General features: G+C 75.3%; 12 protein-coding genes. 7 read left to right on the forward strand and 5 right to left on the reverse strand.

Going from position 1 to position 16,346, the window contains the following annotated elements; translation table 11 throughout:
* Positions 1-20: 20 nt before the first annotated feature.
* Complete coding sequence (hflX, locus tag ACFPBZ_RS14555; RefSeq protein WP_378036787.1) at positions 21-1,580, forward strand: GTPase HflX; 1,560 nt, start codon at positions 21-23, stop codon at positions 1,578-1,580.
* Positions 1,577-2,587: a hypothetical protein gene (locus ACFPBZ_RS14560; protein WP_378036788.1), complete on the forward strand. Its 1,011-nt coding sequence runs from the start codon at positions 1,577-1,579 to the stop codon at positions 2,585-2,587. Before hflX ends, ACFPBZ_RS14560 begins: the two co-directional genes overlap by 4 nt.
* 15 nt (positions 2,588-2,602) lie before the next feature.
* Here ACFPBZ_RS14560 and lexA read toward each other — a convergent pair whose 3' ends face one another.
* Entirely contained in the window at positions 2,603-3,412 is an 810-nt protein-coding gene (gene lexA, locus ACFPBZ_RS14565) for a transcriptional repressor LexA (RefSeq protein ID WP_378036789.1), read from the reverse strand.
* A 551-nt stretch (positions 3,413-3,963) separates the two neighbouring features.
* On the opposite strand from lexA, the gene ACFPBZ_RS14570 reads away from it, so the two are divergent.
* The 3 genes from ACFPBZ_RS14570 (at position 3,964) to ACFPBZ_RS14580 (ending at position 8,081) form a co-directional block, all read left to right on the forward strand.
* A complete protein-coding gene (locus ACFPBZ_RS14570; RefSeq protein WP_378036790.1) occupies positions 3,964-4,263 on the forward strand; it encodes a LysM peptidoglycan-binding domain-containing protein in 300 nt (99 codons plus the stop codon).
* A 360-nt stretch (positions 4,264-4,623) separates the two neighbouring features.
* Positions 4,624-5,244, forward strand: a complete 621-nt coding sequence (gene nrdR, locus ACFPBZ_RS14575) for a transcriptional regulator NrdR (RefSeq protein ID WP_378036791.1) — start codon at positions 4,624-4,626, stop codon at positions 5,242-5,244.
* Entirely contained in the window at positions 5,241-8,081 is a 2,841-nt protein-coding gene (locus ACFPBZ_RS14580; RefSeq protein WP_378036792.1) for a vitamin B12-dependent ribonucleotide reductase, read from the forward strand. The genes nrdR and ACFPBZ_RS14580 overlap by 4 nt, the downstream gene beginning before the upstream one ends.
* Positions 8,082-8,147: 66 nt before the next feature.
* Here the strand turns inward: ACFPBZ_RS14580 and ACFPBZ_RS14585 are convergent, their stop codons facing one another.
* On the reverse strand, positions 8,148-10,808 hold the full coding sequence (locus ACFPBZ_RS14585; RefSeq protein ID WP_378036793.1) for an ATP-binding protein: 2,661 nt from the start codon (positions 10,806-10,808) through the stop codon (positions 8,148-8,150).
* Between the two features lie 159 nt (positions 10,809-10,967).
* Here ACFPBZ_RS14585 and ACFPBZ_RS14590 point away from each other — a divergent pair, with 159 nt between their 5' ends.
* Positions 10,968-11,813 (forward strand): class I SAM-dependent methyltransferase, encoded by an 846-nt coding sequence (locus ACFPBZ_RS14590; protein ID WP_378036794.1) that lies wholly within the window; start codon positions 10,968-10,970, stop codon positions 11,811-11,813.
* Positions 11,814-11,824: 11 nt separating this feature from the next.
* On the opposite strand, the gene ACFPBZ_RS14595 is transcribed toward ACFPBZ_RS14590, so the two are convergent.
* The 3 genes from ACFPBZ_RS14595 to ACFPBZ_RS14605 form a co-directional block, all read right to left on the reverse strand.
* Complete coding sequence (locus ACFPBZ_RS14595; protein WP_378036795.1) at positions 11,825-14,479, reverse strand: LuxR C-terminal-related transcriptional regulator; 2,655 nt, start codon at positions 14,477-14,479, stop codon at positions 11,825-11,827.
* A gap of 99 nt (positions 14,480-14,578) precedes the next feature.
* On the reverse strand, positions 14,579-14,926 hold the full coding sequence (locus ACFPBZ_RS14600; protein WP_378036796.1) for a hypothetical protein: 348 nt from the start codon (positions 14,924-14,926) through the stop codon (positions 14,579-14,581).
* A gap of 178 nt (positions 14,927-15,104) precedes the next feature.
* Positions 15,105-15,509, reverse strand: coding sequence for a VOC family protein (locus tag ACFPBZ_RS14605; protein WP_378036797.1), 405 nt, complete (start codon positions 15,507-15,509; stop codon positions 15,105-15,107).
* 118 nt (positions 15,510-15,627) lie between these two features.
* Here ACFPBZ_RS14605 and ACFPBZ_RS14610 point away from each other — a divergent pair.
* Positions 15,628-16,346: AfsR/SARP family transcriptional regulator (locus ACFPBZ_RS14610; RefSeq protein ID WP_378036798.1), on the forward strand; the 719-nt coding region annotated here is incomplete at its 3' end.

Genomic DNA, 16,346 nt, shown 5'->3' on the forward strand with positions numbered 1-16,346 from the left:
GTGGGACAGTGGAGAGCAAGATGACTGAACCTGCCTCCGCGGCCGCCCGCTCCGTGACTCCGCCGACGTCCCGCCGCCACAGCGCCATCGAGATCGACCGCACCCCCGAGATCGAGCCGGAGGACGACGAGACCGTCGAGCCCACCTCCGGCACGCTCGACCGGGAGGAGCGCTCGTCGCTGCGGCGCGTCCCCGGCCTCACCGGCGCGTCCACCGAGCTCACCGACGTCACCGAGGTCGAGTACCGGCAGCTGCGCCTCGAGCGCGTCGTGCTGATCGGGGTCTGGACCTCGGGCAACTCCGCGATGGCCGACGCCTCGATGGTCGAGCTCGCCCGCCTCGCCGAGACCGCCGGCTCCGAGGTCCTCGACGGCCTCGTCCAGCGCCGCTCGTCGCCCGACCCGGCCACCTTCGTCGGCTCCGGCAAGGTCGAGGAGCTCAAGGCGACGGTCCAGACCACCGGCGCCGACACCGTGATCGCCGACGGCGAGCTCTCGCCCGGGCAGCTGCGGCAGCTCGAGGAGAAGCTCAAGGTCAAGGTCGTCGACCGCACCGCCCTGATCCTCGACATCTTCGCCCAGCACGCCCGCTCCCGGGAGGGCAAGGCCCAGGTCGAGCTGGCCCAGCTGCGCTACTTCCTCCCGCGCCTGCGCGGGTGGGGCGAGTCGATGTCCCGCCAGGGCGGCGGCGCGGGCGGTGGCGCCGGCGGCGGCGTCGGCACCCGTGGACCCGGTGAGACCAAGCTCGAGACCGACCGGCGGCGCATCCACCAGCGGATCTCGAAGCTGCGTCGCGAGCTCGAGGGCATGAAGACCGTGCGCGACACCCAGCGCGACCGCCGCCGTCGTCGGGACGTCCCGGCCGTGGCGATCGCCGGGTACACCAACGCCGGCAAGTCCTCGCTGCTCAACGCGATCACCGACGCCGGCGTGCTCGTCGAGGACGCGCTGTTCGCCACCCTCGACCCCACTACGCGGCGCTGGGAGACCCCCGACGGTCGCGAGGCGACGGTCACCGACACCGTCGGCTTCGTGCGCCACCTGCCGCACCAGCTCGTGGAGGCGTTCCGCTCCACGCTGGAGGAGGTCGGCGACGCCGACCTGATCGTCCACGTCGTCGACGGGTCCGACCCGGCGGCCACCGACCAGATCGCCGCCGTGCGCGAGGTCATCGCCGAGGTCGGGCAGGGTCCCGACGAGCCCCGGTCCCCGTCCCGCGGGGACGACCCGCAGCGCGCGATGCCGGCCCCGCCGGAGCTGCTCGTCGTCAACAAGGTCGACGACGCCGACCCGATGGCGATCGCCCAGCTGCGGGCCACGCTGCCCGGTGCGGTGTTCGTGTCCGCCCGGACGGGCGAGGGCATCGGGCTGCTGCGGCGGCGCATCGCCGAGGCCCTGCCGCGGCCCGAGGTCGAGCTCGACGTGGTCCTGCCCTACACCGAGGGCGCGCTGGTGGCCCGGGTGCACGAGGAGGGCGAGGTGCTCAGCGAGCGCCATCTCCCGGAGGGCACCCGGCTGCAGGCCCGGGTCTCGGTGGAGCTGGCCACGGCCCTGCAGCAGGTGGCCGTCCCGGTCGCGTGATCCTCGCCGTCGCCCTCACGGCGGCCCTGCTCGTCCCGACGGGCGACCCGGCCGGCTGTGCGCTGTCCGATCCGCGCCTCGACGAGGTGTCGGGCCTCGTCGTGACCCCCGCGGGGCCGGTCGTGGTGAACGACAGCGGGAACGCGACCGTGCTGTTCACCCTGGCCCCCGACTGCTCCGTCGCCGCGACCCGGACGGTCGGGGTGCGGGGCCGCGACGTCGAGGACCTCGCCCGGACCCCCGACGGCGTCCTGTGGCTCGCCGACATCGGGGACAACCGGGGGCGCCGCGACGACGTCGCGCTGATTCGGGTGCCGCCCTCCGGAGCGGCCTCGGTGACGCGGTGGACCTACCCCGACGGGCCGCACGACGCCGAAGCCCTCCTGATGACCGCCGACGAGCGCCCGGTGATCGTCACCAAGGAGCTCGGCGGGCGCAGCGGCGTCTACGTGGGGGACCCCGCCGGGGACTCCGGCGGCGTGCTGCGCCGCGCGGGCGAGGTGACCCTGCCGCCGTCGACGACGGAGGGCGGGCCCGCCGGCCTGTTCGGCCGCGGCCTGGTGACCGGGGGAGCGGTGTCCCCTGACGGCCGCTCGGCCGCCCTGCGCACCTACTCCGACGCGTGGGTCTACCCGGTGGCCGGGCCGACGGCCGACGACCTCGTGGCGGCCCTGCTGGTCACTCCGGGCCCGGGCACGCCGGTCCAGGTGCCGCTGCCGGGCGAGCCCCAGGGCGAGGCGGTCGCTCTGACGGACGGGGGCACGTTGCTGTCGGCCGGGGAGTCGCCGTCGGGCAGCGCGCCCGCCCGGCTGCGGGAGGTCCGGGTGCCGGCGGGCGGTGCCCCGGCTGCTGTGGCGCCCTCGACGGTCACAGGCGCGCCGACGGCGGCCGCGTCGCCGGGACCGACCGACCCCTCGGGCGCGGGGATCGCGGTGGCGGCCGGCGCGGTCGTCGTGCTGGCGGCGGTGCTGGGGGCCCTGACGTGGGCCCGTCGGCGGCGTCGCTGATCTCCCGACCGGAGGTCAGAGCCGCCGCAGGACCGCCGTGACCTTGCCCAGGATGGTCGCCTCGTCGCCCGGGATCGGGTCGTAGGACTCGTTGGCCGGCAGGAGCCACACGTGGCCGTCCCGGCGCTTGTAGGTCTTGACCGTCGCCTCGTTGTCGAGCATCGCGGCGACGATCTCGCCGTTCTCTGCGTTCGGCTGCTGGCGCACGACCACCCAGTCGCCGTCGGTGATGGCGGCCTCGATCATCGAGTCGCCCACGACCTTCAGCAGGAACAGCGAGCCCTCGCCCACCAGCTCCTTGGGCAGCGGGAAGACGTCCTCCACGGCCTGCTCGGCGAGGATCGGGCCACCGGCCGCGATCCGGCCGACCACCGGCACGTAGGACGGCGTGGGGCGGTCGGAGCGCACGCCCTCGGTGTCGGGGCCGTCGCCCAGCTCCGGGTGCAGCTCCTCGGGCATGAAGACCTCGAGGGCGCGCGGCCGGTTCTGGTTGCGCCGCAGGTACCCCTTCTTCTCGAGCACCTTCATCTGGTGCGCGACCGACGAGGTGGAGGTCAGCCCGGTGGCGTCGCCGATCTCCCGGACGCTCGGCGGGTAGCCCACCCGGTCCATGTAGTCGCGGATGACCTCGAGGACCTTGCGCTGCCGCGGGGTCAGGGCCGGGGCGCCGGAGGCGGAGGGCTCGGGCTCCCGCTCGGGGAACGGGTGCACCGCCGCGGTGACGACGGCGGCCACCTCCTGCCCGTCCGACCCGTCCCCGGACCCGCTGTCGGTCGCCGGGTCCTGGGTCGGTGGGTCCGCTGCTCCCCGTCCGCGTCCAGCCATGGTGTCCTCCTCCGTCGGGCTATGCAGCACGCCCGGCTCCTGCGGGACCCGGCCGACCCGCCGCGGCGGGTGCCGCGGGGCCGGCGGGTGACGCCGTGACGCTGCGTGCTCTCTCGTCGGAGAAGGTAGCGCCGACGGCGGGCAGGATCAAACACGTGTTCGAACGACACGCCGGTCGGTCCTTCGACGTTGTCGGGGGTCGATGCTAGACATCGCACATGCGTTCGATCGAACGCGTGTGCGATGGAGGAAGGTGCCCGATGAGCACTCCCGCGGAGGTGCGGACCCGGTCCGGAGCGGACGTCCCGGCCACGGTTCCCGAGCAGGTCGGACAGGGTGTCGAGGTCGGCGGGGGCGGCTCCAGGGGCCTGCGGCCGCGGCCGGTCGGCCGTCCCGCGGTCGGGGCGCCGGTGCGTCCGGCGTCGCGTCGCGACCCCCGTCGTCCGGCCGGCCGCGCCGCCGCGTTCGTGGCCCCGCCGGCCCGTCCGACGCCCTCGCCCGGCCGGGTGAATTGCACGGATGTGATTCATCCCGCACCCGCAGCGGCCGTCATGGTGCGCCGGCGACGCACCGTCGCGGTGGTCGTCCTCGCCGTCGTCCTCGTCGGGCTGCTCGCCCTCGCCCTGCGCCTCACGGGGGAGTCCGGCGCGGTGGAGGGTGGGACGGGGCCGGTCCCGGCCGGGTCCACCGTCGTCGTGGTCGCCCCGGGCGAGACGCTGGGCGGGCTCTCCTCCCGCGTCGCCCCGGCCGCCGACCCCGCGGCGGTCTCCGCGTGGATCCGCGACGCCAACCACCTCTCCTCCTCGGGCCTGGTGCCGGGGCGCCCGCTGGTCGTCCCCGCCGCTCCGTGAGCCGGGCGGTCCGCCCGTCACCCGTCCGTGCCGTCCGTCGGACGTCCCGGCGCCCGCCCGCTGCCGCTCGTCGCGCACATGCCCGGAGCAGGTGACCCGAGTTGCCTCGGCTCTCTCGGTGTCGCTAGCGTCCTGCCCCAACATCTTGTGGTTACATGGTTGTAGTTAGTCCACAGGTTGTGGGTGCAGGTGGAGGCTCTGTCCACAGGACGGAGCGGCTTTCTCCACCGTGGTCGGTGGTCCGTCCACCGGCGGCGCCGCCCGGTCCACGCCGGAGGCGCCTTCGTCCACAGCGGCATCCCCAGGCAGGGCCCGGGGAGGCCGTCGGTCCACAGGCCACGACGAGGAGAGGGGACCGGGGTGCGCTGCCCGTTCTGCCGCAACGACGACTCACGGGTCGTCGACTCGCGCGAGGCCGACGAGGGCCAGGCGATCCGTCGCCGCCGCTCCTGCACGGCGTGCGGGAAGCGGTTCACCACCGTCGAGGAGGCAGTCCTCGCGGTGGTCAAGCGCAGTGGGGTCACCGAGCCGTTCAGCCGCGACAAGGTCGTGCGCGGAGTGGCCCGGGCCTGCCAGGGCCGTCCGGTCGATGCGGACGCCCTCGCCCTGCTGGCACACAAGGTGGAGGAGACCGTCCGCGCGTCGGGCACGGCCGAGGTGCCGAGCCACGAGGTCGGGATGGCGATCCTGGGTCCGCTGCGGGAGCTCGACGCCGTGGCCTACCTGAGGTTCGCGAGCGTCTACCGCAGCTTCTCCTGTGTGGCCGACTTCGAGGCCGAGATCGCCGACCTGCGGGGCCGCCTGGCCACCGGGGACGACGTCGACGGCCGCGCGGACGGCGAGGCCGGCGGGGAGCACGAGGCAGCCGACCGGACCGGCGACCGGGCGACCGGCGCCGGCGGTGACCGGTCGGGGACAACGATGCCGGGTCGTGGGGAAGCGTCCCCGGCACACGCGAGCACGAGGGGATCGAACGTATGACGGAGACCGTCGGGTCGGACACGAGTACCAGCGGTGACCAGGACGGCGCCGCCGGTCGGGGTCTGTCGATCGCGCGGGTGCACACCACCGAGGGGGTCCACCCCTACGACGCGGTGGAGTGGGAGCGCCGCGACGTCGTGATGACGAACTGGCGCGACGGTTCGGTCAACTTCGAGCAGCGCGGGGTCGAGTTCCCCGCGTCCTGGTCGGTGAACGCCACCAACATCGTCACGAGCAAGTACTTCCGCGGCGCGGTCGGCACCCCGGCGCGCGAGTCGAGCCTGCGCCAGCTGATCGACCGCGTGGTGCGCAGCTACACCGACGCGGGCTCGGCGAACGGCTACTTCGCCACCCCGCGCGACGCCGAGGTCTTCGCCGACGAGCTGACCTGGATGCTCCTGCACCAGTACTTCAGCTTCAACTCGCCGGTCTGGTTCAACGTCGGCACCGCGTCGCCGCAGCAGGTCAGCGCCTGCTTCATCCTCGCCGTGGACGACACCATGGAGTCGATCCTCAACTGGTACCGCGAGGAGGGCCTGATCTTCAAGGGCGGCTCCGGTGCCGGCCTCAACCTCTCGCGCATCCGCTCCTCGAAGGAGCTCCTGTCCTCCGGCGGCACCGCCTCCGGCCCGGTCTCGTTCATGCGCGGGGCCGACGCGTCCGCGGGCACCATCAAGTCCGGCGGCGCCACCCGGCGCGCGGCGAAGATGGTCGTCCTCGACGTCGACCACCCCGACGTCGCCGAGTTCATCGAGACCAAGCGCGCCGAGGAGCGGAAGATCCGCGTCCTGCGCGACGCGGGCTTCGACATGGACCTCGGTGGGGCCGACATCGCCTCGGTGCAGTACCAGAACGCCAACAACTCGGTCCGGGTGTCCGACGAGTTCATGCGCGCGGTGCAGTCCGGCGGCGAGTTCGGGCTGCGGGCGCGGATGACCCACGAGGTCATCGAGACCGTCGACGCCAAGGGCCTGTTCCGGAAGATGGCCGAGGCGGCGTGGGAGTGCGCCGACCCGGGCCTGCAGTACGACGACACGATCAACGACTGGCACACCTCGCCCGAGTCGGGCCGGATCACCGCGTCGAACCCGTGCTCGGAGTACCTGCACCTCGACAACTCGAGCTGCAACCTCGCCTCGCTGAACCTCATGAAGTTCCTCGGCGACGACGGCACGTTCGACGTCGAGCGCTTCGTCCGGTCGGTCGAGCTGGTCATCACCGCGATGGACATCTCGATCTGCTTCGCCGACTTCCCGACCCCGGAGATCGGCGAGACCACCCGGGCCTTCCGCCAGCTGGGCATCGGCTACGCGAACCTCGGCGCCCTGCTGATGGCCACCGGCCACGCGTACGACTCCGCGGGCGGCCGCGCCCTCGCCGGCGCCATCACCTCGCTGATGACGGGCACCGCCTACCGTCGCTCGGCCGAGCTCGCCGGGGCGGTGGCGCCCTACGAGGGCTACGCCCGCAACGCCGACGCCCACCGCCGCGTGATGCGCAAGCACTCCGCCGCCAACGACGCGGTCCGCACCCTGCACCGCGAGGACGCCCGCATCCGCGACGCGGCCACCGAGCAGTGGCAGACCGGGCTCGAGATCGGCGCGCGCAACGGCTGGCGCAACGCGCAGGCCTCCGTGCTCGCCCCCACCGGGACCATCGGCTTCATGATGGACTGCGACACCACCGGGGTGGAGCCCGACTTCTCGCTGGTCAAGTTCAAGAAGCTGGTCGGCGGCGGCTCGATGCAGATCGTCAACCAGACCGTGCCGCGGGCACTCACCTCGCTCGGCTACCAGGCCGAGCAGGTCGAGGCGATCGTCGAGTACATCGCCGAGCACGGGCACGTCGTCGACGCCCCGGGCCTGCGTCCCGAGCACTACGACGTCTTCGACTGCGCCATGGGGGAGCGGGCGATCGCCCCCATGGGCCACGTCCGGATGATGGCCGCGGTCCAGCCGTTCATCTCCGGCGCGATCTCGAAGACGGTGAACATGCCCGAGCGGGCCACCGTCGAGGAGATCGAGGAGATCTACTTCGAGTCCTGGAAGATGGGGCTCAAGGCGCTCGCGATCTACCGCGACAACTGCAAGGTCGGCCAGCCCCTCTCCTCGGGCAAGACCGCGACGTCCAGCGCGACGACCACCACCGAGGTGGCGGTCACCGACCACCGCCCGGTGCGCAAGCGGCTCCCGAAGAAGCGCCCCAGCGAGACGGTGTCCTTCGCCGTCGCGGGGGCCGAGGGCTACATGACCGCGGGCTCGTACCCCGACGACGGCCTCGGCGAGATCTTCGTCAAGATGTCGAAGCAGGGGTCGACCCTCGCCGGGGTCATGGACGCGTTCTCGATGGCGATCTCCATCGCGCTGCAGTACGGGGTGCCGCTGGAGACCTACGTGTCGAAGTTCGTCAACATGCGCTTCGAGCCCGCCGGCATGACCGACGACCCCGACGTGCGGATGGCGACGAGCATCGTCGACTACCTGTTCCGCCGGATCGCGCTCGACCACCTGCCCTACGAGAAGCGCGCCCAGCTGGGCATCTTCTCGGCCGACGAGCGCACCGCCCAGGTCGCCTCGGACTACGGGCAGGCCGCCCCCGCCCCGGAGGTCGTCGAGGAGCTCCGCACCACCGTCGACGCCGCCCCCGGGACGGCACCGACGGAGCAGGCGGGGACCCGGAAGGCCGACGTGTCGGTCGGCAGCTCCACCGAGCTGCTCGAGCTGCAGCTGGGCAAGGCGGCCGACGCGCCGCTCTGCTTCACCTGCGGCACGAAGATGCGCCCCGCCGGGTCCTGCTACGTCTGCGAGGGCTGCGGCTCCACCAGCGGCTGCAGCTGACCGGTCGGGCTGAACAGGCCGGTCCCGGGTCCCCGTCGACGACGGCGGGGGCCCGGGGGCCGGGCGTCAGGTCCGGCCGGCCACCGGGGCGTTGCGCGCTCCCCGAGGGGAGCGCCGGCGCTCCGGCGCGACACCCAGCGACCGGGCGGCCGCGCCGGCCTCGCGCCGGGTCCGCACGTCGAGCTTGGCGAGGACCGCCGACACGTGGTGGTCCACGGTCTTCTCCGCGATCACCAGCTGCGCGGCGATCTCGGCGTTCGTGAGCCCGTCGGCGACCAGGCGCAGGACGTCGACCTGCCGGGAGGTCAACCCGGCGGGGTTGGTCCGGGTCGAGCCGCGGGGACGGGCCGGGACACCCGGGACGCCACGCAGCCGCAGGTCCCGGCGCACGGTGGCCGCGACGGCGTCGGCGCCGAGCCGGTCGAGCACCTCCAGCGCGGCGAACGTTTCCGCCGGCCGACCGGTGTCGATCCTCGCGAGGGCCTCGTCGTAGGGGGAGCCCAGCTGCCGCCACCTCGCCGCGGCCGCGGCCGGGTCGCCCGCGAGGAGGAGCCGGTGGGGCGCGGCGAGGGGGAGGTCTCGCGTCGCCACCGTCCGGCCGAGGCGGGCGAGCCACACCGCCAGGTCGCCCGTCGACCACTCGGTGCCGGGGCACGTCCCCGCGGTCGAGATCAGCGCCGCGACGTCCTCGAGGCGGGCGTCGTCGGTCCCGCGCAGCCAGCAGCGCTCGGCGAGGGCCGCGGCCGCCGGGAGCAGCCGCAGGGGCTCGCCGTAGCGGACCGCGAGCTCCCAGCCCCGCTCGAGGTGCTCGTCGGCGTCGGTCGTGCCCCGGCGGAGCCCGACGAGCCCCTGCACCAGGTGCGGCCAGGTGTGGGTGAGGAGCGACCCGCTGTCGGCGAGCACGGCCCGGGCGTCGCCCAGGGCGTCGTCCCACGCTCCGCGCAGCATCCGCAGCCGGCCCCGGACGCCGCGCTGCCAGTGGTGGCACAGGGGGACGTCCCACTGGACGGTGAGGGGCAGGCTCCGGTCGAGGACCTCCCGGGCGTCGTCGAACCGGCGCTGCTCGACGTCGAGGTTGGCGAGGTTGCTGTAGCCGGCCGAGTGCGCCTCGGTGAACGACCCGTCGCCCTCCAGGACGTCGAGGACGCGCCCCCGGGCGGCGCCGTCCCCGGTCATCAGCCCGACCATCGACGTGACCACCGCCAGCCGCACCGCGAGCGTGGGGTCCTCGACGTCGCGGGTGACCTCCCGGGCCCGGTCGTGCCGCTCGAGCGCCGCGGCCAGGTCGCTGCCCTGCAGGGCGAGGAAGGCCTGGATCGCGTAGGCGTGGCCCAGGACGGTCCGGTCGGGCGGGTCGAGGTCCGACGCGGCGCCGCGAGGGTCGGGCTCGAGCTCGGCCACCGCCGCGGCGGCGTGCTGCACGGCGCTGCCCCGGTTGCCGCTGTACCACTCGAACACGGCGAGGAGCTGGCGCGCGGCGCACAGACCCCGGGCGTCGCCCTCGGCGCGCCGCCACGCGACGGCGCGGTGGGCCGCCGCGATCGCCTCCCCGAGACGGTCGGTGAGGTAGAGCTCGGTGGCGAGCAGGGAGCACAGCTCGGCGCGGGCCCCGAGGGCCTCCACGGGCGCCCGCTCGAACGCGGTCCGGAACAGGCGCGCCGCCTCGGTGTGCGCCCCGGACGCCGCGGCCGCGCGCCCGGCCCGGCTCGCGTACCGGAACACCCGCTCTCCGTCTCCCGCACCGAGGGCGTGGTGAGTGAGGACCGCCGGGTCGGGGTCCGGGTGCGTCTCGAACGCCTCGAGCATGCGCCGGTGCAGCCCGGCCTCCCCGCCGGGGGGCAGGGCCTCGGCGATCGCGAGCCGGCAGATGTCGTGGCGGTAGCCGATCCCGCGCCGCTCCCGGGCGATGAGGCCCGCGGCGTCGAGCGCGCGCAACGGGCCGATCCCGACGCCGAGCGCGGGGAGCAGGTCGTCGGGGACGGCGCCCGCCGCGCACGAGAGCAGGTCGGCCAGGTCGCGGGCGGGCGGGTCGAGGTCGGCGGCCCGCGCCAGGACGGCGTCGCGCACGGTCGCCGGCAGGGTGGCGCCGTCCTGGCTGACGACCTCGGTGACGAAGAACGAGTTGCCGCGGGTGAGGCGGTGCAGGTGCGCCGGGTCGATGCGCCGGGCGCCGACCATCGTCGTGACCGCGTCGACGCTCAACGGGGCGAGATCGAAGCGGACGGCGCCGGCCGTGCGGGCCAGGTCGCCCAGCAGCGCCCGCAGCGGGTGGGACGGGGCCAGGTCGTCGGCCCGGTAGGTGACCAGGACGAGCGACCGGGTGCCCGACACGCGGCGCACCAGGAAGCGGAGCAGGTCGAGGGTGGCCTCGTCGGCCCACTGCAGGTCGTCGACGACGAGCAGCAGCGAGCGGGACGTGAGCACGCCGAGCAGCTCGGCGGAGATCACGTGCGGTGGCGCCCCGGCGGCCAGCTGCCGGGCGAGCGCGACCCCGAGGTCGGCCGCCACGTCGTGCAGCGGGCCGAGCGGCCGGGGCACCCCGAGCGGGTCACAGACCCCCCACAGGACGTCGCGGGTCCCCAGCCCGTCGGCGAACACGCGCGCCAGCGACGTCTTGCCGATGCCCGACTCGCCCGCCAGCACGGCGATCGACCCCGACCCGGCGAGGGCGTGGTCCCAGCACCGACGCAGGCCGAGCAGCTCGACGTCCCGCTCGAGCAGCTCCACCCATGTCACGTTAGGTGATCGACTGCCGTCCCGAATCTCCCGAACGGGCTAGTCGGGCAGAAGATGGGGAGGTCCTCCCGATGAGCGGTGACGCCGGGCGAGCGACGCTCTGAGCATCGGTCGGCCACCGAGGCCGGCACCCGAGGATGCGGAGACATCATGAGCGACACGACCACCACCACGACCACCACCTCCCCGGACCAGGCCCTGAAGGCGCGCCACCGCGTGATGTGGGGACTCGGCGACTACCCCTCGGTCGCCGCGGACCTCATCCCGGAACTGGGCCCCGTCGTGGTCACGGCCACCGGCATCGGGCCCGGCGACCGCGTTCTCGACGTGGCCGCCGGCACGGGCAACGCCGCCGTCCCGGCCGCCGCCACCGGAGCCGACGTGGTGGCCTCCGACCTCACCCCCGAGCTCTTCGAGCAGGGGCGGGCCGTCGCCGCGGCCCGGGGGGTCGAGCTGCGCTGGGAGGAGGGCGACGCCGAGGCCCTGCCCTATCCCGACGACGCCTTCGACGTCGTCATCTCCACGGTCGGCGTCATGTTCGCCCCGCAGCATCAGGCCGCCGCCGACGAGCTCGTGCGCGTGTGCCGTCCCGGTGGGCGGCTGGGCCTGATCGCCTGGACCCCGGAGGGCTTCGTCGGGGACCTGTTCCGGACGATGAAGCCGTACATGCCCCCGCCACCGCCCGGCGCCCAGCCGCCGCCGCTGTGGGGCGACGAGGCGCACGTCCGCGCCCTGCTCGGCGACCGGGTCACCGACGTCGTCACGCGGCGGCAGTCGGTGACCGTGGACCGGTTCCCGACCCCGGCGGCGTTCCGCGACCACTGGCGGACGGTCTACGGCCCGACGGTCGTGGCCTACCGCACCGTCGCCGACGACCCGGAGCGCACGGCCGCGCTCGACCGCGACATCGAGGAGTGCGCGGCCCGGCACGACCGGGGGACGGGTGCCACGGTGATGGACTGGGAGTACCTGCTCCTGACTGCCCGCGTCCGCTGACACCCGCGGGATCAGGTCAGGTCGACCTCGGCCAGCTCGCGGCGGCCCGCCACGCCCAGCTTGGCGTAGACGACGCGCAGCGCGTTGTCGACGGTCCGCACGGAGAGCGTGAGCTGCTCCGAGATGGCCCGGCTGGTCAGCCCCCGGGCGGCCAGCCGGGCCACCTCCAGCTCCCGCGGGGTCAGGTCGTCGCGGGCCCCGAGGAGCTCGAGCGCCGGGGTGCGGGCCCCCTCGCAGGCCCGGGCGAGCGACCTCGCGCGGGCAGTGGCGGCGTCCGCGGGGCCGGCGCGGCCGGCGCCCCGGTGCAGGTCGGCGGCCTGGGCGGCCACCTCGGCGGCGAGCAGGGGCGACCCCATCGCCTCGAACCCGTCGACCAGCGCGTCGAGGGCCCCGGCGTCCCCGTCGACGAGCGCGCGGGCCTGCGCGAGCACGGCCGGGCCGAGCCGGCCCTCCATGCCGGCCACCAGCGCCCCGAGCCGGTCGACGACGGCGTCGGCGGCCCCGAGGCGCACCGCCGACTGCGCGACGACCAGCGACAGCGCGGCGTCCCGCTGGGCGAACGCCGCGTCGACGGCGACGAGCACCGTCCCGACGGCCCGGGCGCGCCGGCCGTGGACGGCCTCGGTCCACGCCCGGGCCTGCAGGACCCAGGCCCGGTACTCCTCGTGGCCGTCGTCGAGGGAGGCCAGCACGTCGTCGGCGGTCGCGAGCTCGCCCGCGAGGGCGGCCGACTGGGCGAGCCCGGCGCGCAGGATCGGCACCAGGGGGGCCGCGCCGTCCCGCACCCCGGCGAGGGCGTCCCGGAACGCCGCGGTCGACGACCGCACCCGGCCCCGGAGGAACTCGACGAGCCCCGCGAAGCCGCCGAGGACGATCCGCGCGCCCGCGAGATCGGCGGCCAGGGCGTCGTCGTAGAGGCCCCGCGCGATCCCGACCGCCGTCGTCAGGTCGCCCGCGTGCGCGTGCGCGGAGACGAGCGCCATCTGCAGGTGCATGGTCTGCCACTCCGCGGCCGCACTGCCCAGGGCGGTCGCGAGGTCCCCGCCCTGCCGGGCGAGCACCGTCAGCGTCTCGAACCGTCCGACGCCCCGCAGGGCGCCCGCGGCCACGACGTAGGCCTGGAGCGTCCCGGCGTCCGGGTCGGCGACCCCGGCGAGCAGGTCGTCGAGCCGGGACCCGAGGATCGCGAGGGCCCGCTCGTGGTCGCGCTCGTAGTTCGCGATCGCGGCCCGCACGACGACGAGCTCCCGGGGGTCGGCGTCACCGGTCGGACCCGCGTCGAGCGCCCGGACGACGTCGGCGGCCCGGGCGGGGGAGCCGAGGGCGTAGAAGAGGTTCTGGGCGCGGGTGGTGGCGAGGCGCACCCGCTGCTCGTCGGTCTCGGGGACCAGCGTCGCGAGCAGGGTCTCGCCCTCGTCGGCCCGCCCGGAGGCGAGGAGCGCGCGCCCGCGCAGCAGTCCGGCCGCGAAACCGCCGCCCGCGTCCCAGGCGGCCCGGGCGAGCCGGTCGGCCGACGCGGGGTCGCTGTGGAGGAGCTGTTCGGCGGCGGAGCAGAGCTCTGTCGGGTCGACGGGGAGCGCCCCGGCGAGCCGCCAGGTGATCAGCCGCATCCGGTCCCGCGTGCGGCGCGCGCCCACCGACTCCTGGGCGGCGGCGAGGCGGCGGTGGACCGACCGCTGCCGCAGCGGGGTGGCGCGGCCGCGCAGCAGCTCGGCGTAGAGCGGGTGGGCGAGCCGGAGGTCCACCCGTCGCCCGAACTGCTCCGAGACCACCAGCGCGGCGCGCTCGAGCCGGTCCAGCGCGTCCGGGTCGACGAGCCGCTCGACGGTCTCGAGCCCGAGGGGTTCGCCGAAGGCGAGGAGCTCGACGGCGTCGCGCTGGACGCGGTCGAGGCCGTCGAGGCGCTGGTCGAGGATCTCCGCGAGTCCCGCCGAGGGACCGGGGCGGCCCGACCACACCCAGACGCCGTCCACGCGGCGCAGGTGCCCCTGCTCGCGGGCGCTGGTGACGAGCTCCCGCAGGAACAGCGGGTTGCCCTGCGTCAGGGTCCACATGCGGTGCAGGGCGGCCCCGTCGAGCTGCCCCCCGAGCGCCTCGGCGACCACCTCGTCGACGGCGGCGCGATCGAGGTTCCCGACGTCGAGGCGGACGACCGCGCCCTCCTTCCAGAGGGCGAAGACCGTGTCGGGGAGCCGCTCGTCCGCCCGGGCGGTGAGGACGACGGTCGCCGCCCCCGTGAGCGCGAGCTGGCCGACGACGGCCGCCGACGTGGGGTCGAGCAGGTGCGCGTCGTCGACGCCGAGCACGAGCCGCCCGTCGAGGTCCCGGACGAGCGCCCGCGCCGCGGCGTGCACGAGGTTCGGCCCGGCCGGGTCGTCCCCGAGGCGGGCCGGCAGCAGCGGCCCGAGCGCACCGAGCGGGATCCCGGCCGTCGCCGACGTCGCGAGGGCCCGCCGGACGACCTCCCCGCCCGCCGCCCGGGTGCGCAGGAGCTCGCGGGCCATCCGGGTCTTGCCGACGCCGGCGGGGCCCGCCAGCAGCAGACCCCGGCCGTCGTCGAGCGCCCGGGAGGCGGACGTCAGGTCGTCGCGCCTCCCGACGAAGGGCCACGAGCCGTCGGTCGTCCCGCCCGGCCGGGCCGGCACCGCGCGCAGTCCGTCGGCCACCGGAGGACCCTGGCAGACCGGCCGGGACGGGACAAACACCGCCTTCTCGACGATGCCGTTCGACGCCGCCGGCGACCCGGGGTCACCGGCGGGCGCGGGTCAGCGCGACGGCACCGAGATCGACGGGATCGCCGGGATCGACGGCGCGCCCGAGCCGCCGAAGATCGTGTCGAAGTCCGGCATCATGAAGAACACCGCGGCGATGATCACGAGCGGGACGACGCACGTCGCGAACACGATCGAGCCGATGACGAGGCGGGAGCTGCGCGCGCTCAGCGGCTGCGGCACCCCGTTCACCACCATCACCCCGCCACCCTCGCCGACCATCGGGTACGCGACGGGCATCCCGACCACGTAGGGGTGCGGGGGGTGCCCGGTTCCGGGCACGGGTCGGTCCGCGCCGCGGACGTCGTCGGTGGGGCGGCGGTGGGCGTCGTACTGGTTCACGCGAACTCCTCCGGTCCTGCGGCGGCCCCGACCGGGCCTCCCGCAACGGGGACGACGCTAGGAAGATCGCGGGCGCAGCAGAAGGCCCGGCGGCCGGGTCGAGTAGGTCCCCGGCGTGGACGAGTAGTCGGCCGGGACTACTCGGTCCGAAGTGATCGGTGGCCCACGTCTCCGGCCGTCAGTCCGCGGGCGGTGCCTCCACCACGACGACCATGTTGCCGTCGGGGTCGCGCAGCATGAACATCAACGGCGCCCCCGGCGTGCGCATCGGCTCGGGATCGAGGTCGATCCCGCCGATGGCGACCAGCCGACGGTGCTCGCCGACCACGTCGGTGGTCTCGACCCCGAGCGAGCTGCCGCCGGGCTCGTCGAACATCGGCGGGTTGAGCGCGAGCCTGGTCCGCGACCCCGGCGGCGCCACCTCCACCCAGCGGTGCTCCCCGTTCTCGCCGAACGACGTGTCGCCGCGGACCTCCCAGCCCAGGGTGTCCCGGTAGAACGCGATCGCCGCGTCCTGGTCGGCGACGGTGAACATCACGACGCCGATGTTCGTGACGGTGGTGGGGGTGGTCGCTGTGGTCACAGGAGGCTCCGGTGGTTCGGGGTGACGGGGTGTCGGTACGGTAGTACTACCGAGGAGTTCCTTTCAAGGAGTAGGACGCGACGAGCCCGGCCCGCGGCGGTCGACGAGAATGCGGTCCGTGGGGGTGCTGTCCGTCGGGGAGCTGTCGGTCGGGGTGTTGGGCGACGTGCGCGCGGCGATCGACGGCCGCCCCCTCGACCTCGGTGGCCCCCGCCAGCGGGCCGTCCTCGGGATGCTCGTCGCCGCCGGCGGCCGGATCGTGTCCACCGACCGGTTCGTCGAGGACCTGTGGTCGGGCGAGCCGCCGCCGAAGGCCCTCGGGGCGCTGCAGGCCTACGTGTCGCACCTGCGACGCCTCCTCGAGCCCGGCCGCGCCCCGCGCACCCCGGCGTCCGTGCTGGTCAGCGCCGCGCCGGGCTACCGGCTCGCGCTCCCGCCCGAGCAGGTCGACGCCTGGGACCTCGCCCGGCTCGTCGAGGCCGCCCGGTCGGCCCCGCCCGCCGAGGCGCTCGACCTGGCCGGACGCGCCCTCGCCCGCTGGACCGGCACCCCCTTCGCCGCCTACGCCGACGAGCCCTGGGCAGCCCGGGAGGCCACCCGGCTCGCCGAGGTGCACGCCACCGCCGCCGAGGTCGCCGGGGAGGCCGCCCTCGCGCTCGGCCGCCCCGCCGCCGCCGTCGGTGTCCTCGACGACCTCGCCCGCGCCGCGCCCCTGCGCGAGAGCGGGGTGGCGCTGCTGGCCCGCGTCCTCGCCGGGGCCGGGCGCACCGGCGACGCCCTCGCCGGGCTGCGCGCCGCCCGCGAGCTGCTCGCCGACGAGCCCGGCCTCGACCACCG

The organism is Actinomycetospora atypica, assembly GCF_042653685.1.
Lineage (GTDB): Bacteria > Actinomycetota > Actinomycetes > Mycobacteriales > Pseudonocardiaceae > Actinomycetospora > Actinomycetospora atypica.

Bases quoted from the DNA above. Each gene is read 5' to 3' on its own strand.
- lexA (WP_378036789.1), bottom strand. From the start codon at position 3,412: ATGGCTGGACGCGGACGGGGAGCAGCGGACCCACCGACCCAGGACCCG.
- ACFPBZ_RS14580 (WP_378036792.1), top strand. From the start codon at position 5,241: ATGACGGAGACCGTCGGGTCGGACACGAGTACCAGCGGTGACCAGGAC.
- hflX (WP_378036787.1), top strand. From the start codon at position 21: ATGACTGAACCTGCCTCCGCGGCCGCCCGCTCCGTGACTCCGCCGACG.
- ACFPBZ_RS14590 (WP_378036794.1), top strand. From the start codon at position 10,968: ATGAGCGACACGACCACCACCACGACCACCACCTCCCCGGACCAGGCC.
- ACFPBZ_RS14570 (WP_378036790.1), top strand. From the start codon at position 3,964: ATGGTGCGCCGGCGACGCACCGTCGCGGTGGTCGTCCTCGCCGTCGTC.